At 70.9% G+C, this 18,971-nt stretch carries 22 protein-coding genes; 11 read left to right on the forward strand and 11 right to left on the reverse strand.

Annotation, left to right across the window (positions count from 1 at the left end):
* Nucleotides 1-425 precede the first annotated feature (425 nt).
* Nucleotides 426-1,574, forward strand: a complete 1,149-nt coding sequence (locus ACXJY8_RS12045; protein WP_463769159.1) for a zinc-binding metallopeptidase family protein — start codon at nucleotides 426-428, stop codon at nucleotides 1,572-1,574.
* Nucleotides 1,575-1,604: 30 nt separating this feature from the next.
* Here ACXJY8_RS12045 and ACXJY8_RS12050 read toward each other — a convergent pair whose 3' ends face one another.
* The 5 genes from ACXJY8_RS12050 to ACXJY8_RS12070 all read right to left on the reverse strand — a co-directional run bounded on the left by ACXJY8_RS12050 (nucleotide 1,605) and on the right by ACXJY8_RS12070 (nucleotide 4,777).
* Complete coding sequence (locus tag ACXJY8_RS12050; protein ID WP_463769161.1) at nucleotides 1,605-2,000, reverse strand: acyl-CoA thioesterase; 396 nt, start codon at nucleotides 1,998-2,000, stop codon at nucleotides 1,605-1,607.
* Nucleotides 2,001-2,096: 96 nt separating this feature from the next.
* Nucleotides 2,097-2,222, reverse strand: a complete 126-nt coding sequence (locus tag ACXJY8_RS12055) for a hypothetical protein (RefSeq protein ID WP_463769163.1) — start codon at nucleotides 2,220-2,222, stop codon at nucleotides 2,097-2,099.
* Between the two features lie 190 nt (nucleotides 2,223-2,412).
* Nucleotides 2,413-2,709: a hypothetical protein gene (locus ACXJY8_RS12060; RefSeq protein WP_463769165.1), complete on the reverse strand. Its 297-nt coding sequence runs from the start codon at nucleotides 2,707-2,709 to the stop codon at nucleotides 2,413-2,415.
* A 148-nt stretch (nucleotides 2,710-2,857) separates the two neighbouring features.
* Complete coding sequence (locus ACXJY8_RS12065; protein ID WP_463769167.1) at nucleotides 2,858-3,043, reverse strand: YegP family protein; 186 nt, start codon at nucleotides 3,041-3,043, stop codon at nucleotides 2,858-2,860.
* A 243-nt stretch (nucleotides 3,044-3,286) separates the two neighbouring features.
* A complete protein-coding gene (locus ACXJY8_RS12070; RefSeq protein WP_463769169.1) occupies nucleotides 3,287-4,777 on the reverse strand; it encodes a DEAD/DEAH box helicase in 1,491 nt (496 codons plus the stop codon).
* 413 nt (nucleotides 4,778-5,190) lie between these two features.
* On the opposite strand from ACXJY8_RS12070, the gene ACXJY8_RS12075 reads away from it, so the two are divergent.
* On the forward strand, nucleotides 5,191-6,609 hold the full coding sequence (locus ACXJY8_RS12075) for a lipopolysaccharide biosynthesis protein (protein ID WP_463769171.1): 1,419 nt from the start codon (nucleotides 5,191-5,193) through the stop codon (nucleotides 6,607-6,609).
* Nucleotides 6,606-7,832 (forward strand): GNAT family N-acetyltransferase, encoded by a 1,227-nt coding sequence (locus ACXJY8_RS12080; protein ID WP_463769173.1) that lies wholly within the window; start codon nucleotides 6,606-6,608, stop codon nucleotides 7,830-7,832. The genes ACXJY8_RS12075 and ACXJY8_RS12080 overlap by 4 nt, the downstream gene beginning before the upstream one ends.
* Before the next feature lie 17 nt (nucleotides 7,833-7,849).
* Here the strand turns inward: ACXJY8_RS12080 and ACXJY8_RS12085 are convergent, their stop codons facing one another.
* From ACXJY8_RS12085 to ACXJY8_RS12105, 5 genes are all read right to left on the reverse strand, one after another.
* Entirely contained in the window at nucleotides 7,850-8,617 is a 768-nt protein-coding gene (locus ACXJY8_RS12085; protein ID WP_463769175.1) for a prephenate dehydrogenase/arogenate dehydrogenase family protein, read from the reverse strand.
* Nucleotides 8,618-8,828: 211 nt separating this feature from the next.
* Nucleotides 8,829-9,218: a tautomerase family protein gene (locus tag ACXJY8_RS12090; RefSeq protein ID WP_463769177.1), complete on the reverse strand. Its 390-nt coding sequence runs from the start codon at nucleotides 9,216-9,218 to the stop codon at nucleotides 8,829-8,831.
* 34 nt (nucleotides 9,219-9,252) lie between these two features.
* Nucleotides 9,253-9,606 (reverse strand): hypothetical protein, encoded by a 354-nt coding sequence (locus ACXJY8_RS12095; protein WP_463769179.1) that lies wholly within the window; start codon nucleotides 9,604-9,606, stop codon nucleotides 9,253-9,255.
* 12 nt (nucleotides 9,607-9,618) lie between these two features.
* Nucleotides 9,619-9,873 carry a hypothetical protein gene (locus ACXJY8_RS12100; protein ID WP_245436051.1) on the reverse strand — a complete coding sequence of 85 codons (255 nt, stop codon included), beginning with the start codon at nucleotides 9,871-9,873 and terminating at the stop codon, nucleotides 9,619-9,621.
* A 136-nt stretch (nucleotides 9,874-10,009) separates the two neighbouring features.
* Entirely contained in the window at nucleotides 10,010-10,291 is a 282-nt protein-coding gene (locus ACXJY8_RS12105; RefSeq protein ID WP_463769181.1) for a hypothetical protein, read from the reverse strand.
* A gap of 229 nt (nucleotides 10,292-10,520) precedes the next feature.
* On the opposite strand from ACXJY8_RS12105, the gene sseA reads away from it, so the two are divergent.
* A complete protein-coding gene (sseA, locus tag ACXJY8_RS12110) occupies nucleotides 10,521-11,369 on the forward strand; it encodes a 3-mercaptopyruvate sulfurtransferase (RefSeq protein ID WP_463769183.1) in 849 nt (282 codons plus the stop codon).
* A gap of 30 nt (nucleotides 11,370-11,399) precedes the next feature.
* Nucleotides 11,400-12,233: an urease accessory protein UreD gene (locus ACXJY8_RS12115; RefSeq protein WP_463769185.1), complete on the forward strand. Its 834-nt coding sequence runs from the start codon at nucleotides 11,400-11,402 to the stop codon at nucleotides 12,231-12,233.
* 6 nt (nucleotides 12,234-12,239) lie between these two features.
* On the opposite strand, the gene nikR is transcribed toward ACXJY8_RS12115, so the two are convergent.
* Complete coding sequence (nikR, locus tag ACXJY8_RS12120; RefSeq protein ID WP_463769187.1) at nucleotides 12,240-12,689, reverse strand: nickel-responsive transcriptional regulator NikR; 450 nt, start codon at nucleotides 12,687-12,689, stop codon at nucleotides 12,240-12,242.
* A gap of 154 nt (nucleotides 12,690-12,843) precedes the next feature.
* On the opposite strand from nikR, the gene ACXJY8_RS12125 reads away from it, so the two are divergent.
* The 6 genes from ACXJY8_RS12125 (at nucleotide 12,844) to ACXJY8_RS12150 (ending at nucleotide 18,970) form a co-directional block, all read left to right on the forward strand.
* Entirely contained in the window at nucleotides 12,844-13,857 is a 1,014-nt protein-coding gene (locus tag ACXJY8_RS12125) for an ABC transporter substrate-binding protein (protein ID WP_463769189.1), read from the forward strand.
* Nucleotides 13,858-13,880: 23 nt separating this feature from the next.
* Nucleotides 13,881-14,936 (forward strand): ABC transporter permease, encoded by a 1,056-nt coding sequence (locus tag ACXJY8_RS12130; RefSeq protein ID WP_463769191.1) that lies wholly within the window; start codon nucleotides 13,881-13,883, stop codon nucleotides 14,934-14,936.
* Nucleotides 14,933-15,886 (forward strand): ABC transporter ATP-binding protein, encoded by a 954-nt coding sequence (locus ACXJY8_RS12135; protein ID WP_463769193.1) that lies wholly within the window; start codon nucleotides 14,933-14,935, stop codon nucleotides 15,884-15,886. Before ACXJY8_RS12130 ends, ACXJY8_RS12135 begins: the two co-directional genes overlap by 4 nt.
* A complete protein-coding gene (locus tag ACXJY8_RS12140; protein ID WP_463769195.1) occupies nucleotides 15,886-16,659 on the forward strand; it encodes a creatininase family protein in 774 nt (257 codons plus the stop codon). Before ACXJY8_RS12135 ends, ACXJY8_RS12140 begins: the two co-directional genes overlap by 1 nt.
* 13 nt (nucleotides 16,660-16,672) lie before the next feature.
* Entirely contained in the window at nucleotides 16,673-18,046 is a 1,374-nt protein-coding gene (glnT, locus tag ACXJY8_RS12145; RefSeq protein ID WP_463769197.1) for a type III glutamate--ammonia ligase, read from the forward strand.
* Nucleotides 18,047-18,148: 102 nt separating this feature from the next.
* The gene (locus ACXJY8_RS12150) at nucleotides 18,149-18,970 is read left to right on the forward strand and encodes an urea amidolyase associated protein UAAP1 (RefSeq protein ID WP_463769199.1); all 822 of its coding nucleotides are present in this window, start codon (nucleotides 18,149-18,151) and stop codon (nucleotides 18,968-18,970) included.
* Nucleotide 18,971 lies beyond the last annotated feature (1 nt).

Consider the following 18,971-nt stretch of genomic DNA (forward strand, 5'->3'; position numbering starts at 1 on the left):
CGCTGTAACTGGACAGGGCGCCGTTCGCGCGGTTTGGCACGCGCCGGCGGCGGAGGACGGGGCACCACCCTGCGGTGCCCCGGGAAAGCTTCACCACAGACATACGCCAACGGAGACCCGCAAGCGATGCCCTTGCGGGCGGCGGCCCGGAAGGGCGTCCGCCCGGTGCCGCACGTCCTCGCGCCGGAGGGCAGCCAGGCCGTGAACGGCCCGGCCGCACGTGCAAGTTCCATGCTCCCGGTCGCGGAACCGGTCCTCCGATCCGAACGGCCCCCCTCGGTGCGGTCCTGCACGACGGCACCCGGAACTTCGGCCGCGCCCCATGCTTTGCCACCTGATGGCGGCCGGATAGGCTATGACGGTTCCTTCACGGGCGGCATGCGACGCTTGGTGGACAGACAGGAAAGGCGTCCCGCGACGGACCCATGAAAATCTTCCAGTGCCAGGCTTGCGACCAGCCGATCAGCTTCGAGAGCACCCATTGCGAGAGCTGCGAGCGCCGGCTGGGCTATGTCTGCGACGTCCACGAGATGTCGGCCGTGGAACCGGTGGGCGGCCTCTGGCACGCCTACGCCAATCCCGGGCGCAAGTATCGTTTCTGCGCCAATGCCGATCATGACGCCTGCAACTGGCTGGTGCCCGAGGATTCGCCGAACCGCTACTGCGTCACCTGTCGGCACAACCACGTGGTGCCCGACCTGTCGATCGCCTGGAACCTGACCCGCTGGCGCCAGATCGAGGCGGCCAAGCACCGGCTGTTCTACTCCCTGCTGCGCCTCGACCTGCCCTTGATGACCCGGGACGAGAACCCGACCACCGGCCTCGCCTTCGATTTCCTGGTCGATCCCTCCGAGAGCTACCAGATCGGCCCGCCCGTCCTGACGGGACATCGCAGCGGCCTGATCACCTTGAACATCGCCGAGGCCGACGACGTCGAGCGCGAACGACGCCGGATGCTGTTCGGCGAGTATTACCGCACGCTGCTCGGCCATTTCCGCCATGAGATCGGGCATTATTTCTGGAACGTGCTGGTGCGCTTCGACCAGAGCCTGTGGACCTTCCGGTCCCTGTTCGGCGACGAGCGGCTGAACTATGCGGGCGCCCTGCAGCGCCACTACGCGCAAGGGGCGCCTCCGGACTGGGAGGAGAGCTACGTCAGCGCCTACGCCACGGCGCATCCGTGGGAGGATTTCGCCGAGACCTGGGCGCAGTACCTCCACATCGTCGACACGCTGGAGACCGCCAGCACCTTCGAGATGCATGTGCGCCCCCGCCTGCGCCACGGACCGGCCGAACCGGTGGTGATCGACTTCGACCCCTACCGGATGACCGATTTCAGCCGGATCGTGGAAGCTTGGCTGCCCCTCACCTACGCGGTGAACTCGCTGAGCCGCAGCATGGGCCAGCCCGCCCTGTTCCCGTTCAAGCTGACGCCGGCGGTGATCGCCAAGCTGTCCTTCGTGCACGAGCGGATCGAGTCGGTCCGCAGCATGGCCAGCCCCGACGCCGACGCCGACATCCTCAAGGCGGTCATCACCGGCCTGCGCCAGAAGGTGGCGGCGCCCAACGCCTGAGCGGATTTTCCGGCCGCGAGGCCGGGACTTTCAGAGAGGTTCGATGGTGCGCGGGCGCCCATCGTCGTCGATGGCCACGAAGGTGAAGGTCGCCTCCGTCACCTGCTCGCGCAACTGGGTACGGAAGCGCCGGGCCCAGGCCTCGACCTCGATCTTCATCGAACTGCGCCCGACCCGCTCGATCCGCGTGTAGACGCAGAGGACGTCGCCGACCCGGACGGGGCGGATGAACGTCATCGCATCGACCGCGACGGTGACCGCCCGCCCCTGCGAGCGTTCCACTGCCGCGATGCCACCGGCCTGATCCATCTGCGACATCACCCAGCCGCCGAAGATGTCGCCGTTGGCGTTCGTATCGGCCGGCATCGCGATGGTGCGCACCGTCAGGTCGCCGCTCGGGCGCCGCGCCTCGTCCGTCTCCGCCATCGTTCCGCTCATCTCCTGTCCCCAACCGACACCACTCTAGGACGATACCGGGCCCTCTGCCGAGACATGGTCTCGCGCTGAGCCACGGCGCCGTCGTCAGGGCATCGCGCCGGCATATTTCAGCGCCCCGGCCAGCATGACCGCGAAGGCGGACAGGAAGGCTTCGAGCGGGATCGCTTCCCAGAGCGCGCGCGAGGGCGCATCGGGGGCAAGGGGGTCCATGGCATGTCCTCCGGAGCAGTCCGATCTGACGCGGACCCTCTCCTGTCCTGCAACTTATCGCATGAGACCTCGGCTTCCCAGTCACATAAGCGCATTTTAGTGCCGTTAAACGCGAACGGCCCGGCCCTCGTTGCGACGAGGACCGGGCCGGTCTCGAATCGACGCGCCCCCGAAGGACGCTACCGGACGCTTAGTAGTAGAACCGGCGCGGGCCGTAGAAGCGGCGCGGACCATAGAAACGACGGGGGCCATAGAAGCGGCGCGGACCGTAGTAGCGGCGACCGTAGAAGGGGCGCGGGCCGTAGAAGCGGCGCGGGCCATAGTAGCGGCGACCGTAGCCATAATACTGCACCGTCTGCACGGCGGCCGGGGCAGCCTCGCTCTGGAGGGCCAGGGCGGGGCCGACGGGGGCGGCCGAAGCGCCCTGTGGCGCCGTGGCGGCGAAGCCTAGGGCCAGCAGCGCGGCCAGCACGAGTTTCCTCAGCACGTTCTCAACTCCCTGAAATCTGTCGAGTCACGACACACCGGCATCCCTCGTCGCGAGGCCCGGATGCTGCAAACGCACGAAGGCCGAAAGCGTTTCCCCGGACCGGCCAAGCTTCGCCGGGATGGTCAACGAATCCCTGCGGCGGCGATCAGGCGATCTTCAGGGTCATGTCGACGGTGGGCGCCGTAGCGCTGCCCTTCACGAGGTCGATGCCGTGCTCGCAATCCTCGCGGCGGACATAGGCCTCGGCGGAATCGGCGACGACGTTGCCGTTCTGAGACCGCAGGCGCCAGCGCCAGCCCCCCGCGGAATCCCGATAGAGTTCAAACCGCATCGCCTTCGCCTCCGAAGCTACCGGACTAGACACCCAGAATATTCTGAGATGGCCCCGCGCGCCGGCTTGGCAATGCCTCGCCGTCACCCGAGCGTCGGAGAGGCCAGCAGGCGGGACGCGCCAGGAACCGGGACTTGCGAGGAAGCCGGACAAGCATGGCAGCCGGACATGTATGGCAGCCGGACATGCAAACGCCGCCCCGGTTGCCCGGGGCGGCGCGAAACTCAGAGACTCAGGATCGGATCAGGAGCGCGGGCCGCGATCCAGCCAGCCGATCGCGCGACCTTCGCCGCCGCCCTGCGGGCGCGGCGCGCGGGGGCGCTGCTCGCCGCGCGGCTCGGCGCGGTTCTCGCCCTGGCCGGAGGGGCGGCGGTCGCCACGGCCTTCCTGCGGACGGGCGGCGCCGTCGGGACGGCTGGGGCGACCGGGACCGCCGCGGTTCTCACCGCCGCGACCCTCGAAGCCGCGGCCCTGGCCGGGACGGCCGCCGGGGCGGCTGCTCGGACGCTGGCCCTGGCGCTGACCGGGACGCTGGCCGTTCGGCGCCGGGCGGCGCTCCTCGGCCTGGGCGTTGTCGGCCGCTTCCTGGCGGGACGGCGGGCTGAAGCCCTCGGGGAAGCCCGCCACGGGGATCTTCTGACGCGTAGTGCGCTCGATATCCCGCAGGTAGGCCTTCTCCTCGTCGTTGCAGAACGAGATCGCGAGCCCGTTCGCCCCGGCGCGCGCGGTGCGGCCGATGCGGTGGACGTAGCTCTCCGGCACGTTCGGCAGGTCGTAGTTGATGACGTGGCTCACCGCCTCGACGTCGATGCCGCGGGCGGCGATGTCGGTGGCGACGAGCACCCGGCAGGAACCGTCCTTGAAGGCGGCCAGCGCCCGCTCGCGCTGCGGCTGGGACTTGTTGCCGTGGATGGCCGATGCGTTGATGGAGACCTTCTCCAGGCCGCGCACCACGCGGTCGGCGCCGTGCTTGGTCCGGGTGAAGACGAGCACGCGCTCGATCGCCGGATCGCGCAGGATGTGGTTCAGCAGAGCCTGCTTCGCGCCGGTATGGGCGAAGATGACCTCCTGGGTCACCCGCTCGGCCGTCGTGGCCACGGGGGTGACGGCAACCTGGACCGGATCACGCAGGTACTGGTCGGCGAGGCTGGCGATGTTCTTCGGCATGGTGGCCGAGAAGAACAGGCTCTGGCGCTCGCGCGGCAGCATCTTCACGATGCGCTTGAGCGCATGGATGAAGCCGAGGTCGAGCATCTGGTCGGCCTCGTCGAGGACGAGGATCTCGACGGCCTCGAGGGTCAGCGAGCGACGCTCGATCAGGTCCATCAGGCGGCCGGGGGTCGCGACCAGGATGTCGACGCCGTTGGCGAGCGCCTTCTCCTGGCGGGAGATGGTGACGCCACCGAACACCACCGTGTTGGTGAACGACAGGTATTTCCCATAATCGGAGAAATTCTCGGCGATCTGGTTAGCGAGCTCGCGGGTCGGCGAGAGCACCAGCACGCGACAGCCGCGGCGGATCGGCCGGCGCGGGGTTTCGGCAAGGCGGTGCAGGATCGGCAGCGCGAAGGCCGCCGTCTTGCCGGTGCCCGTCTGGGCGATGCCGCAGAGGTCGCGGCCCTGCATGGCGGGGGCGATGGCCTGGGCCTGGATCGGGGTCGGGCTCTTGTAGCCGGCCTCTTCCAGGGCGCGCAGCACGGGCTGGGCGAGGCCGAAATCGGTGAATTGGGTCAAGGAGTAACTTTCAGGCAGCGGGACCGCGCCGGACGCCCTCGTGGCGAGGGGAATCGTCGAAGGATTGGTCGGTCCGTTGAGCTGGAGCCGCCCGCGTGCGGGGGCAGTCCGGGTGCATGCACGTTGAAGAGAGGGGCTCAGGTCGCGCGGGGCCCGCAGAAGCGATCCGGCAATCCGTCACGCAGCCCTCTCAAGCGGAACCATGACGGCCGCTGACGCTGCACCTGCGATATGAGCGTTCGCGCCTGCGAAGTCAATGGCCGGCGACCCCAGCCAGGGTTCCTGGCCGAGGACCCGCATCCGGGTCCGCCGCCGGAGCGCGAAGCGGTCGTCCGCAATGGATTGACGTCGGAGCAACACTGGCGTGTTACCTCGTCCCATGAGCCGGGCCGCCCGGCGCCTCACGGGTCCGGATGATCGCGCGCCACACCCTCACCTATGTCGGTTCGCGGGGCGTCGCCGCAGGCCTCAACATGGGCGCCCTCGCGGTGTTCACCCGCCTCGCCCCGACGGACGTGTTCGGGCTCTACCTGCTCATCCTGTCCTGGGCGCTGGTGCTCTACAGCGCCACCTGCCAATGGCCGAAATTCTCGTTCTTCGCCCTCTACGCGGAGGACCGGGCCATCCTCCAGGTCGGCACCGTGGTGCGTCTCCTCGGCGCCATGGTGGTGCTGGCCGCCCTGATCGCGGCCGGCGCGGCGGGGTTCGGGCTCCTCGAGCCGCACGCGGCGCTCGCGATCTTCACCGCGGTCTTCGGCATGATGGCGTTCGAGGGCGCCGCCGAAATCGCGCGCACGCGCCTGGAGGTCGGCGCGGTCGCCCTCTCGGTGGTGCTGCGGGCGGTCCTGGTCCTGGCCCTCGGCAGCAGCGCCCTCCTCCTCGGCGGCGGCGCGATTCCGCTGCTCCTGGCCACCGCCGGCGCCAACATCATCGCGGCCCTGCCGACGCTCTACGTCATCCGCGGCCTGCTGCGGGGCGGCGGCAGCTGGGCCGAGGCGCGCCGGCTCCTCGCCTATGGTTGGCCCCTCGTACTGTCCTTCGGCGCGGCCGCCCTGGCGCAGACCGCCGACCGCCTGATCATCGGCGCCAGCATCGGCGTCTCCGAACTCGGCGCCTACGGCGCCTTCGCCGACTTCCTGCGCCAGAGCTTCGTCGTCTTCGGCGACAGCGTCGCCCTGGCGCTGATCTCGATCGCCAAGCGCGACGCCCGCGACGGCGGCATCGCCGCCGCCGGGCCGGTGCTGGAGGACGCCATCCGCCTGCTCACGGTGATCGCGGCCTTCGGCGCGGTGTTCTTCCTCGCCTTCGACGGCCTCCTCGTCACCCTTCTGCTGGGGCCCGATTATCGCGAGACCGCCCTGCGGGTGGCACCGCTGCTGGTGGCGGCCAGCATCCTGCAGATGTTCCGGTCGTATTATTTCGGGCAGGTCATCTACTTCACCCAGAAGAGCCACCTCGACGCGGTCGCGTCGGTGACGCTCCTCGCGGCGATCGGCGGACTCTCGACGGTGCTCGTTCCCCGCTACGGCGTCGAGGGTGCGGCCATCGCCATGGCGACCGGCCAGGCCCTGGCCTGCCTCGTCTTCATCCTCGGCTCCCGCGAGCGCTTCCGCATGCCCGTGCCCCTGCGCGACCTCGCGGCGATCGGCGGCTTGGCCCTGGGCTGCGCCGCCGCACTCGCCGGGCTCGACCGGCTGCCCCTGGATCCCGGCCTCGTGCTGGGCCTTCGTCTCGCCTGCCTCGCCGCCGTCTCGGCCGGCACCGCCTGGGCGTTCAACATCCTCGGTGTGGCCGACCTCGCGACCCGCCGCTTCAAGCGAGCCGCCTCGTGAACCGGACCTCGACGCGCAGCATCGTCACCACCCCCGACGGCCTCGTCGTCGCCCTGCGCACCCTGGACAGCGACGCCCCCTGGATTCCCGCCTGGCACGACCTCGGCCGCCGACCCCTCGTCGACAACCTGTTCTACGATCCCGACTACGCGCTCGCGGCCGCCGGTGCCTACGGGCGCGGCGTGCAGGTGGCCCTGGTGGGCGATCGCGCTCCGGAAGAGCCGGGCCTGCGCCTGCTCGGCGCCTGGCCGGTGCGGGTCAAGCGCTGGCGCTGGGGCCTGCCCCTCCTCCTGGCCGTGGGCTGGATGCATGATTTCGGCATCTTCGGCGCGCCGCTGCTCGACGGCGCCGAGCCGGGCCGCGCCCTCGACGCCCTGGCCTTCGGGCTGCGCCGCCTCGTCGGCCCCCGCCTGATGCTGACGCATGTCCCGACCGCCGGTCCCTTCGCGGCCCTGCTATCGGACTGGCTCGACCGCCACCGCCTGCGCCACGCCCGCTTCTGGGCGCATGAGCGCGCCTTCCTGGACCTGACCGGTCGGGATGCGGACGGCCGTGCGGCCTATCTCGGTCATCTCTCCGCCCGCAAGCAGCGCAAGCTGCGCCAAGCCTGGGACCGCCTAAGCGCGGAGGGACCGGTGACCTTCGAGACGATCCGCGATCCCGCCGCGCTGCCGGCGGCCATCGACGACTACATCGCCCTGGAGGGCGCCGGCTGGAAGGGCGATCGCGGCACCGCCATCGCGGGCGACGCGGTCCAGACCCGGATGATGCGGGCCTTCGCCGTCCGCCTCGGCGCCCGCGGCGCCGTGCGCGTCGACCGGCTGCGCCGCAACGACCTTACCCTGGCCGCCGTGGTCAGCTTCACGACGCGCGGACAGCTCTGGAGCCTGAAGATCTCCTACGATTCCGCCGTCGCCCGGCACTCCCCCGGGGCGCTGGCCTTTCACCGCCTGACCCAGGCCATCGTCGCCGATCCGGCCCTGACCAGCGCCGATTCCTGCGCGCCGCCGCACTATCCCCTGCCGGAGACGTTCTGGACCGAGCGGCTGGCCCTCGCCCACATCCTGGTGGAAACGCCGGGCGGCGACCGGTTGTTTCCCCTCGCGGCCCGCCTGGAGCGTTGGCGGGCCGAGGGCAGTCTGCGCGCGAAGGCCTGGCGCGACCGCCTACGCGCCCGCCGCGCGGGCAAGGCCGCGGAGCGGGTGCCCGATCCGGACGCCTGACGGCGCCATACCCCGCCTCAGGCCGCCTGCATGGCCGAACCGCTCCCCTCCTCCGACAGGTCGTGGGCGAGCCGGGCCGCTTCGCCGACGAACCGCCGGCGGACCGAGCCCGCATGGGGATTCGATCGCTCGATGGCGTCGAAGACCTCCGGAGCGTCGTGGCGCACCATCTCCACCGCCTGCATCAGGAGGTCGAAGCTTCGGGTGGTCATGCGCGTGGGCAGCGGCTCCATCCGCACCATCACCCGGGCGATCAGGTGTGTCAGGCCCTGGACCGCCGCCGCGTCCCGGTCATGCTCCTCCGGCGTCGTCAGGATGACGTCGAGACCGAGGCCTCGGCGAAGGAAAGCGGCGACCTCCCGGGTCCGGCCGCCGCGGACCTCGCAGAGCGCGATCTTCAGGCCTCGAATCCCGTCGCGGGCGCTCTGCGGCCCGAACAGCGGATGGGTCGCGACGATGGCGACGTGCTCCGGCAGGCCGTCGCGCATCGCCGCCGCGGTGACCGCCTTCACCGAGCCGACATCGAGGACGAGTGCGCCCGGAGCGAGATGCGGGCCGATCTCCGAGACGATGCCGGGGAGTGCCGGGACGGGCGCCGCCAGGATCACCACTGGGCAGCCGGCGACGGCGGGCAGGGAGTCCGCGACCACGCCGGCTTCCGGCTCGGCCGGCATCGCAGGATCGTAGGCATGAACGGCGAAGAACGGCGCGAGATGGCGCGCCACGAGGCGGCCGAAGGCGCCGTAGCCGATCAGGCCGAGGCGGGGACGGGATCTTTCACACATATGGGACAGCACGGACGTGACCTCGGTGGAAGCCGGGCCGTCGAGGTATGGTCCTGGAGAAAGGTCAACCGCCGACGACGCAGCGGTTGAGACATGACGAGCCCCGCGCCGCTAAGGATGCGGCGCCGGATACGAGGTGGGGCGAAGCGCGGTCGTCATGGTGACGCCCGTCTAAGGGCGTCACCGGCGCGACGTCAATGCGGGCGGTTCGTCAGGCCGGCGCGTACTGCATCTCGCCGTTGCCGAAGGACCAGTTCTCCTTCACCACTTCGACGAGGTTGATGAAGACGTCCTCGCGCCGGATGCCGGCCCGTTCGGCGATGCCGTCGGCGATCTGCCGGTAGAGCGCGCGCTTGACCTCGACCGAGCGCCCAGCGTTCCAGGTGATCTGGATGATGACGAGGTCGTCCGTATAGGTCACGCCGAGGTAGCCGGCTTCCGGCGCCACGATCTCCCCCGCCTCGTGCCGGGTGACGATCTGGAATTTGTCGTTCTCGGGCACGTTCGCGACGGCGCGCATCGCGGCATAGACCACGTCGCCGACGATCCGGGCGCGGTCCGGCGGAGCCGAGCGGTTCAGGTCTATGCGGACGAGGGGCATGGTGGTCTCCCGGCTTGCGTCGGCCCGGCCGTTCTCACCAGCCGAAGCGGGCGATCTCACCGAGGCGCGCCTGCACGGCGGCCTCGTCGCGCCCGAGGGCGGCGGTGCGCTGCGAGAGAGAATAGCACGTCGCGCAGAATCCGGCCTGCATCAGCGGAATGCCGTCGGCCCGGGCTCGCGAGACCGAGCCGATCAGGCAGGCGATCACGGATTCCCCCGCCGCCAGGCCGATGCAGTCGGCCCGCGGACTGCCGAAGAGCGGCCGGTTCGGCCAGGCGAGCGACACCGTGGTGCCGCCGCGCCGGTCCGGTGCCGGGGGCACCGTGTAGCTGCGCACGAAGAGGGCGGCGAACAGCAGGACGAAGCCGGGCAGGATCAGGGCGCGCATGGGACGGTGCCGTCAGGCCGGTTCGTCGAACCGGCTCCAGCGGAACACCTCCGTGCCGGCGCCGTCGATCACCCGCACGGCCTCCGCCGGTGCGCCGCTGCGCTGCGGCGCCCGGGCGCGGGCGAACAGCGTCAGGGCGCGCTCCTTGGCGGCCTCGACGGTGTAGGTGCGCACGGAAATGCGCTGGCTCACGGGATCCTCTCCGCGCGCGCCGGCCTCGTCCTCCGAGGCGAGAACTTCGATGTGGTAGGTCTCGCGCGGGTTCACGACGGCTCCATCACGCTGGCAGGGCCGGACCATCCATAGCGGCAGGCGGCGCGCCTTGGCACCACGGCGACGGTGGTTGCGACGAAAAAGGCCGGGCATGGCGGCCCGGCCTTGATCGAGACTGCGGAGTCGGGCCTCAGCGCGCCGGTGCGGCCGAGGGGGCCGGGCTCGGGGCATTCGCGCCCGGGGTGATCACCCGCCCGGCACTGGGCAGCGGGGCGGCGTTCGGGCTGCGGACGGCGCCGGCCCCCGGGGCCGTCCCGGTGGTGGCCGGCGAGCCCGAGGTGCTGCTGCCGATGCTACTGCCGGAGCGGTTGATCGTGCTCTGGCCGGCGCCGGTCACGGATGACTGGGCCTGGGCGGCCCCCGCCAGGGCGAGGCCGAAGGCGCCGGCAAGGAGAAGGGTCGAAATGCGCATGGGCGGGGTTTCCTCGGTCTAGGGATCGATGCTGGTTCGGATCGATGCAGTCTTGCATCGCCGACGGTTGTCTTCCCGGTTCAACGCCGCTCGCGCGGAGCCGGTTCAGATCGCAAAGCCCGCCCGGGCAGGGTGCAACCGGCGGCGGGATGTGGTTTGGTGGGCGCACCTGAACATTCGAACGCGACTCCCGGCCGGACGACCTCCGGCCCATCGAACAGAGAAAACCATGGCGACGACGCCCTTTGTCACGGCCGAATGGCTCCATGCCCGGCTCGGTGCGCCCGACATCGTGATCCTCGACGGATCCTGGTACCTGCCGGCCCAGGGGCGCGACGCCCGGGCCGAATATCTGGCCGGGCACATTCCCGGCGCGATCCGGTTCGACATCGACACGATGAGCGACGAGACCTCGTCCCTGCCCCACATGCTGCCGCGGCCGGAGGTGTTCGCCTCCCGCATGCGGGCTTTGGGCATCGGCGATGGTGCCCACATCGTGGTCTATGACGGCATGGGCCTGTTCTCGGCGCCGCGGGTGCGCTGGATGCTGAAGACCTACGGCGTGCGCGATGTCGAGATCCTGGAGGGCGGATTTCCGGCCTGGGTCGCCGCGGGCTATCCCGTCGAGGACGGCGAGGGCCGGCCGCGCGCCCGGCGCCACTTCACCGCCCGCCTCGACCACGGCGCCGTGGCGGATGCCGGCGACATCGCCCGTGCCCTGGAATCGGGCAGCGCGCAGGTGGTCGATGCCCGCTCCGGTGCGCGCTTCCGCGGCGAGGAGGCGGAGCCGCGTCCCGGCGTCCGGCCCGGCCACATGCCCGGCGCCCGCAACGTCCACTACGCCGCACTCCAGAGCGAGGGCCGCCTGAAGGACGAGGCGGCCCTCCGCGCCGCCTTCGCCGAGAACGGCGTCGATGTCGGCAAGCCGGTGGTCACCACCTGCGGCTCGGGCGTCACCGCCGCCATCGTCGGCTTGGCGCTCGAGACTCTCGGGCGTCCGCCCCGCGCCCTCTACGATGGTTCCTGGTCGGAATGGGGGTCCGACCCCGAGCGTCCCGTCGCCACCGGCCCGGCCTGACGCGCGGCCTTGCGGAATCCCGATCCTCCGGTGCTCCCCGTCGCTGCGCCGGAGCGCCAGCGCTCGCAGGGGCGGATCCACCTGAGCGTTTCCTGCGCGGATGGGCACGACACCCGCATCCGCGACATCGGCGAGGGCGGCCCCCTGCGCCTGCGCCTGCCGCGTCGGCCGAAGGGCCCCTGCGAGGCGGTGCTGCTGAACACCGCCGGCGGCATCGCCTGCGGTGATGCGTTCCGCGTCACCCTCGATGTCGGCCCGGGCGCCGACCTCACCCTGACCACCACGGCTGCCGAGAAGGTCTATCGGTCGGACGGCCCGGTGAGCCGCGTCTCCACCGCCGTGACGGTGGGGCCCGGCGGTCGCCTCGCGCACCTGCCGCAGGAGACGATCCTGTTCGACCGGGCCGCCCTGGCGCGACGCTTCGAGGCGGATCTGGCACCGGGCGCCCATCTTCTCGCCTTCGAAGCCGTCACCTTCGGGCGCACCGCCCGCGACGAGCCGATGACGCGAGGCCATCTCACCGACACCTGGCGCATCCGGCGCGACGGGCGCCTCGCTTATGCCGACACCCTGCGCCTCGACGGTGCCCTGTCGGACCAGCTCGCCCGCACGGCCATCGGCAACGGCGCCCGCGCCATGGCGACGATGCTCGACGTCTCGCCCGCGGCGGAGGGCCGGCTGGAGGAGGCTCGCGCCCTCCTCGACGCGAACGGCGCGGAGGGCGTCTCGGCGGCCGCCAGCGCCTGGAACGGCCACCTCGTCCTCCGGCTCCTCGGCCGCGACCCGGACGCCCTGCGGGCCGTGGCCCAGCGCGTCCTCACCGGCTATCGCGAGCGGCCCCTGCCCCGCGTCTGGCAGACCTGACCGGCCTCAGGCGGGTTCGCCCGGGAACGGGTGGATCGGCGGGATCAGGGCGGCCACGAGTTCGAGGCGCCCCGAGATGACGCCCCGCTCGGTGATCATCGCGTCCGCGATAGTCTGGAGCGTGTCCGCCGGACCCTGCACCAGCACGACCTCCAAGGTCTGGTTGTGCATCAGATGCACGTGCAGCGAGGAGATCACCTCGGCGATGTAGCGGCGCTGAAGGTCGGCCAGCCGTTGCTGAAGCCCATTGGCGAGGTGGTCGTAGCAGAGGGTGATGGTGCCCACCATCACGCGGTCGCCGACCTGGTGCCGATGCTCGACCAGGGAGCGGTGGAGGATCGTCGCCACCGCCTGCGAGCGACTCGCGAAGCCGCGCTCGCCCACCATGGCGTCGAGTTCGCCCAGGAGATCCTCGGACAGCGACAGGCTGATCCGGCTCACCGGCCTTCTGCGCATGCCATCCGCGTCCTCGGGAACCGTCGAAGCCGTCACGTCGTCCGCCATCACAAATCTCCCACCGGCTCGCTCACCTTGGCACGGCTTTTGTATCCGTGAAATCCCGTCGGTATTACGATTTCGTCAGATCGTACTACGCGTCCGGAGATCACAGATGCTCATGTCCTCGGTCCTCGCCGCCACCCGCAGGAACGTCGCCGGCGGGCTGCTCGCCCTCGGTCTCCTCGCGGTCGTGCCCGCCACGGTCGCGCCGGCTCGGGCCGACGAGCCGCTGCGCATCGGCTATAGCGACTGGCCCGGCTGGGTCGCCTGGCAGGTCGCCATCGAGAAGGGCTGGCTCAAGGAAGCCGGCATCGACGCGAAGTTCGAGTGGTTCGACTACTCGGCCTCGATGGATGCCTTCTCGGCGGGCAAGCTCGATGCAGTGACCTGCACCAACGGCGATGCCCTCGTGATGGGCGGCAATGGCGCCAAGAACGTCATGATCATGCTGACCGACTACTCGAACGGCAATGACATGATCGTCGGCAAGCCGGGCGTGAAGGCGCTGGCCGAGCTGAAGGGCAAGAAGGTCGGGCTCGAGGTCGGGCTGGTCGAACACCTGCTGCTGATCAACGGTCTGGCGAAGCTCGGACTGAAGGAGACCGACGTCTCCCTCGTCAACGTGAAGACCAACGAGACGCCCCAGGTTCTCGCCTCCGGCGACGTCTCGGCGGTGGGCGCCTGGCAGCCCATCGCCGGCCAGGCGATGAAGGGCGCTGCCGGGGCCCGGCCGCTCTACACCTCCGCCGACGAGCCGGGCCTGATCTACGACGTGGTGACGGTGACGCCGGCGAGCCTGGCCGCCCGCCGCGCCGACTGGATCAAGTTCGTGGCCGTCTGGGACAAGGTGGTCGCCTACATCCAGGATCCGAAGACCCAGGCGGACGCCGTCGCCATCATGGCCGCCAAGGTCGGCATCGAGCCGCCGGTCTTCACCCGCTTCCTCAAGGGCACGAAGCTCCTGACCCTGACCGACGGCCGCAAGGTGCTGGCCGATGCCGAGGGCTTCGGCTCCCTCTACGGATCGAGCCGCTACGCCGACGCCTTCAACGTCAAGTACGAGGTTTACAAGACCCCGCAGGACGTGAAGGGCTACATCGATCCGGCGCTAACGGACGGCAAATGAGCGCCGAGCCGCGGAGCGATGCGATGCGCCGCCCCCTGCCCGCGGGCGGCGCGCCGGGGGAGCCGGCGCCGGCCGGCGCGCTGCCGATGCCGCCTGTCGCGGCGCCGGCGAAGGCGGCTGCGCGGCGGCGTTCCTGGGTGGGCGTCGCCCGGCCGCTCTCGTCCCGGCGCCGGAGCGTGCTCGCGGTGCTCTCCTTCCTGCTGCCGGTGCTGGCCTGGGCGGCGGTCTCCTACGTGCCGTTCCTCTGGCATCCCCTGGTGGAGGTGACGGAACCCGGCGACGTCGCCTGGATGGAACCCGGGATGCGGGTGCCGAAGGCCGTCTTCGCCGACGAGGTCGCGGGCGCGCGGGCGGCCAACGGCGCGGTGCCGACCGGCAATCCCGCCAACCCGGTCTACCTGCCCGCGCCGCACGAAGTCGCGGTGGCGCTCTGGACGTCGCTCACCGCGACGCCGACCCAGCGCGACGCGATCCGCCTGCCCCTGAGCCTGTGGCACTCGATCCAGATCATTGTCTGGGGCTTCCTGCTCTCCTCCGTGGTCGGGGTGCCGCTGGGCATCCTCTGCGGGGCGCAGCCGACCCTGGCGCGCCTCACCGAGCCCGTCATCGAGTTCGTGCGCTACATGCCGGCCCCCGCCTTCGGGGCGCTGATGGTGGCGATCCTCGGCATCTACGACGGACCCAAGATCGCGATCATCGTCATCGGGACCTTCTTCCAGCAGGTCCTGGTCATCGCCAACACGACGCGGCGGATCGAGCCGCTGCTGATCGAGGCCGCCCTCACCCTCGGGGCGCGCAACCTGCGCCTGATCCGCCGGGTCATCGTGCCGGCGATGCTGCCGCAGCTCTACCGCGACCAGCGCATCCTCCTCGGCTGGGCCTGGACCTACCTCATCGTCGCCGAGCTGATCGGCACCTCCTCGGGCATCACCTTCTTCATCACCCAGCAGGCCCGCTACCAGCACTTCGAGAACGTCTACGCCGCGATCCTCATCATCGGCCTCGTCGGCTCGGCCACCGACCTCGCACTGGCCTGGATCGGGCGCCGCCTCTTTCCCTACGACCGGAGCGAGGCATGACGCGCGCCGACGCCCTCCCCCCACCCGCGCCCATCCCCCTGCCGGTGGAGCCCTGCGACTACCGCACCCTGTCCGAGCCGGTGCGGGCACGCTTCGCCGAGCTCAAGAGCCGCGAAGTCGCTCTCAGCGTCGAGAGGCTCGGCAAGGTCTTCCGCGCCTCCGGCGGCGGCCAGACGACGGCCCTGCGCGGCATCGATCTCGTCACCCACCGGCGTGAATTCCTCTGCGTCGTCGGCCCCTCCGGCTGCGGCAAGTCCACCTTCGTGCGCATCCTCGCCGGTCTGGAGACGGCGAGTTCCGGCGTGGTCCGGGTCGGCGGCGTGCCGGTCTCGGGGCCCGGCGCGGACCGCGGCATGGTCTTCCAGGGCTACACGCTGTTCCCCTGGCTCAGCGTCCTGCGCAACGTCGCCTTCGGCCTGGAGGAGAACGGAACGCCCCGGCGCGAGGCCGAGCGCGAGGCCCGGCAATGGCTGGCGCTGATCGGGCTCGAGGCCTTCGCCGAGGCCTACCCGCACCAGCTCTCGGGGGGCATGAAGCAGCGGGTCGCCATCGCGCGGGCGCTGGCGACCCGCCCGCGCATCCTGCTCATGGACGAGCCGTTCTCGGCCCTCGACACCCAGTCGCGGGCGCGGATGCAGGCCTACCTCATCGAGATCTGGCGCAAGATCGACATCACCATCGTGTTCATCACCCACGACCTCGACGAGGCGGTGTACCTCGCCGACCGCATCCTGGTGCTGAAGGCGCATCCGGGCGAGGTGGCCGAGCTCATCGAGGTGCCGGTGCCCCGTCCGCGCAGCCCGGACCAGATGCTGGGGCCGGAATTCCGCGCCACCCGCGCCCGGCTCGACGCGCTGATCCACCCACCCCGGGACGAGGCCGAGGCCGACGAGCCCGCCGCCACGGCCCTCGTCACCCGCATGGCGCCGGCCGGCGACGAGGTCGAGTGATGGCCGTCGCCCCCCTGCTCTGGGCCGAGCGCACCTGGGAGGAAATTCCCGGCGACCTCGCGGCGGTATCGCGGGCCGCGATCCTGCCAGTGGGCGCCACCGAGCAGCACGGCCCGCATCTCGGCTGCGGCATGGATTTCGTGCTGGCCGAACGCCTCGCCCACGCGGTGTCGGTGCGGACCCGCGTGCCGGTGCTGCCGACGCTGCCCTATGGCTGTTCCCTCGGCCACAGCCGGCGGTGGCCGGGCACGATCACCCTGGATCCCCTCGTGATGACCCAGCTCGTCACGCAGATCGGGACGTCCGCCTATCATTCGGGCGTGCGGCGGCTGTTCCTGGTCAACGCCCACGTCACCAACGCCGCGCCCCTGCGCTGCGCCCTGGAGATGCTGCGCGCCGCCCATGACGACCTCATGGTGGCGCTCGTGAATTCGGCGACCGTCAGCGAGCGGGTGCGCGCGGCCCACTTCGCCGATGCCGCGGACTGGCACGCCAACGCCGCCGAGACCGCGCTGATGATGGCGACGGCGCCCGCGCTCGTGCGCCCGGACCGGATCGCCGCGGCGGACGATCCCGACCGGACCGAGGGCCTGGTCTTCGCCCATCCGGTCAACCGGACCAGTCGGAACGGCGTCACCGGCCGTCCGTCGGCGGCGAGCCGCGCCGAGGGCGAGCGCCTGTTCGGCTGGATGGTCGAGGACCTGTCCGACTGCGTCCGGCGCGGCCTCGCCGAGACCCCGCCCCTCCCCCATCCCTACGACGTTTCCGCGTAAGAGGAGCGAGCCCGTGGCTCATACGACAGACATCGATCCCGCCATCGCCGCGCTGCAGGCCGACCTGCGCGCCAAGGGCGTGAAATACGTCATCGGCGCTTATGTCGACATCCACGGCGCCCAGAAGGCCAAGGTGGTGCCGATCGACCACCTGCCCCAGATGGCCGCCGGCTCCGAGCGCTACACCGGCTACGCCCTCGACGGCCTCGGCCAGGCCCCGAACGAGGACGAACTCGCCTCGGTGCCGGACCTGTCCCAGGTGGTCCAGCTGCCCTGGGAGCCGAAGCTCGCCTGGACCCCGGCCGACCTGACCTTCCAGGGCCGGCCCTACCCGCTCTCCACCCGCGTGGCGCTGAAATCGGTGCTCGCCGAGGCCGACGCGATGGGCTTCGGCTTCAACCTCGGCATCGAATGCGAGATTTTTCTTCTGCGCCAAGCCGCCGACGGCTCTCTGCACACGCCGGTCGCGGACGATAAACTCGTCAAGCCCTGCTACGACGTGCGCGGCTTTACAGACAACTTCGCCTGGCTCGACAAGGTCGCGACCACGATCAACGATCTCGGCTGGGACCTGTATTCGTTCGACCACGAGGATGCGAACGGCCAGTTCGAGTTCGACTTCAACTACGCTGACGCCCTGACCATGTGCGACCGGCTGACCTTCTTCCGCATGATGGCGAAGCACTACGCCAAGGAGGAAGGGCTGGTCGCCACGATGATGCCCAAGCCCTTCGCCGACCGCACCGGCAACGGCGCACACTTCAACATGTCGCTGTTCGACCGCGAGACCGGCCGCAACGTCTTCGCCTGCCACCCCTCGGACGACCCGCGCGGCCTCGGCCTGACCGAGACCGGCTACCACTTCATCGGCGGCGTGCTGAAGCACGGCCGCGCCCTCTGCGCCGCCTTCGCCCCCACGGTGAACAGCTACAAGCGCCTCGTGCGCCAGGGCGCGATGGCGGGCTTCTCCTGGGCGCCGGTGTTCAACTCCTACGGCTCCAACAACCGCACCAACTCGGTGCGGGTGCCGGCCGGCGGCGGGCGCTGCGAGAGCCGCAACGCGGACGGGGCGGTGAACCCCTACCTCGCCGCCGCCCTGGTTCTCGCCGCCGGCCTGGAGGGCGTGCGCGAGCGGATCGATCCCGGCGCGCCGAACGAGGACAACCTCTACGACCTCAGCGATGCCGAGCGCGAAGCCCGGGGCATCGCCTTCCTGCCGCAGACCCTGATGGAGGCGGTGGAGGCCTTCGCGGCCGATCCCCTGGTGGAGCGCACCCTCGGCAAGGGACTGCGCGACGAGTTCATCCGCTACAAGACCGCCGAGTGGCAGGATTATCATCTCACGGTCAGCGCGTGGGAGATCGAGCGCTACAGCCACCTGTTCTAGGCGGCCCTCCGACCCCCTCATCTGCCCGGCCGGGACGACCCGGCCTCGTGAACAGGGCTCACCATCGGCCGGGACGACCCGGCGGACGATTGAGGAACGGGCATGACCACGGCGTCACCGAACACCACCGAAGAGACCATCGCCGAGAACCGACGGCGCTACGAGGCGCTGAAGCGCGCCGGGCAGGACCAGGCGCCCCGCGCCCTGCCGCCGCCTTCGCCCCACGGCCTGCCACTCTCCGGCGCGGTCCTGCACGCCGAGACCCTCCCGGGCGGCTGGTACTGGACGACGCATCTCGCCCGCGGCGAGGGCCTGCGCATCGCCCTCGACCACGGCCCCGCGAGCGTCGCCCTGGTCGCCTGGAGCGCGGCCGATCCCTCCGAGCGGCTGAACACCGCCGACACCGTGAAGGTGCAGTGGACCACCGCCCTGCAGAAGGGCCGGGTGCTGTTCTCCGATATGGGCCGGGTGATGCTGTCGCTGACCGAGGATTCCTGCGGGGCGCACGATTCCCTGGCCGGCGGCTCCAACGCCGCCGCGAACGCCGCGCGCTATCCGGGCGGCCCCCACCGCAACACCCGGGACAACCTCGTCCTCGCCGCCCTGAAGGCCGGGCTCGACCGGCGCGACATCCCCGCCCTCGTCAGCTTCTTCGCCCCGGTCAGCGTCGGCCCGGAAGGGCGCCTGGCCTGGAACGAGGCCGGCCGGCGCAGCGGCGACTTCGTCGACCTGCGCGCCGAGATGGACCTCACCGTCACCGTCTCGAACTGTCCCCATCCCCTCGACCCGGCGCCCGACTATGCGCCGAACCCCGTGGCGCTCACCCGCTTCCGGGCGCCGCCCGCGGCCGCGGACGACCTCTGCCGCACGGCGACGCCCGAGGCGTCGCGCGGCTTCGAGAACAACGCCCTGGCCGGGCAGTGAG

The sequence above is a fragment of the Methylobacterium sp. TK31 genome (genome assembly GCF_055361545.1).

Coding starts and splice junctions, on each gene's coding strand:
- ACXJY8_RS12045 (WP_463769159.1), top strand. CDS start 426: ATGAAAATCTTCCAGTGCCAGGCTTGCGACCAGCCGATCAGCTTCGAG.
- ACXJY8_RS12050 (WP_463769161.1), bottom strand. CDS start 2,000: ATGGCGGAGACGGACGAGGCGCGGCGCCCGAGCGGCGACCTGACGGTG.
- ACXJY8_RS12055 (WP_463769163.1), bottom strand. CDS start 2,222: ATGGACCCCCTTGCCCCCGATGCGCCCTCGCGCGCGCTCTGGGAAGCG.
- ACXJY8_RS12065 (WP_463769167.1), bottom strand. CDS start 3,043: ATGCGGTTTGAACTCTATCGGGATTCCGCGGGGGGCTGGCGCTGGCGC.
- ACXJY8_RS12075 (WP_463769171.1), top strand. CDS start 5,191: ATGATCGCGCGCCACACCCTCACCTATGTCGGTTCGCGGGGCGTCGCC.
- ACXJY8_RS12085 (WP_463769175.1), bottom strand. CDS start 8,617: ATGTGTGAAAGATCCCGTCCCCGCCTCGGCCTGATCGGCTACGGCGCC.
- ACXJY8_RS12090 (WP_463769177.1), bottom strand. CDS start 9,218: ATGCCCCTCGTCCGCATAGACCTGAACCGCTCGGCTCCGCCGGACCGC.
- ACXJY8_RS12095 (WP_463769179.1), bottom strand. CDS start 9,606: ATGCGCGCCCTGATCCTGCCCGGCTTCGTCCTGCTGTTCGCCGCCCTC.
- ACXJY8_RS12105 (WP_463769181.1), bottom strand. CDS start 10,291: ATGCGCATTTCGACCCTTCTCCTTGCCGGCGCCTTCGGCCTCGCCCTG.
- sseA (WP_463769183.1), top strand. CDS start 10,521: ATGGCGACGACGCCCTTTGTCACGGCCGAATGGCTCCATGCCCGGCTC.
- nikR (WP_463769187.1), bottom strand. CDS start 12,689: ATGCGCAGAAGGCCGGTGAGCCGGATCAGCCTGTCGCTGTCCGAGGAT.
- ACXJY8_RS12125 (WP_463769189.1), top strand. CDS start 12,844: ATGCTCATGTCCTCGGTCCTCGCCGCCACCCGCAGGAACGTCGCCGGC.
- ACXJY8_RS12130 (WP_463769191.1), top strand. CDS start 13,881: ATGCGCCGCCCCCTGCCCGCGGGCGGCGCGCCGGGGGAGCCGGCGCCG.
- ACXJY8_RS12135 (WP_463769193.1), top strand. CDS start 14,933: ATGACGCGCGCCGACGCCCTCCCCCCACCCGCGCCCATCCCCCTGCCG.
- ACXJY8_RS12140 (WP_463769195.1), top strand. CDS start 15,886: ATGGCCGTCGCCCCCCTGCTCTGGGCCGAGCGCACCTGGGAGGAAATT.
- ACXJY8_RS12150 (WP_463769199.1), top strand. CDS start 18,149: ATGACCACGGCGTCACCGAACACCACCGAAGAGACCATCGCCGAGAAC.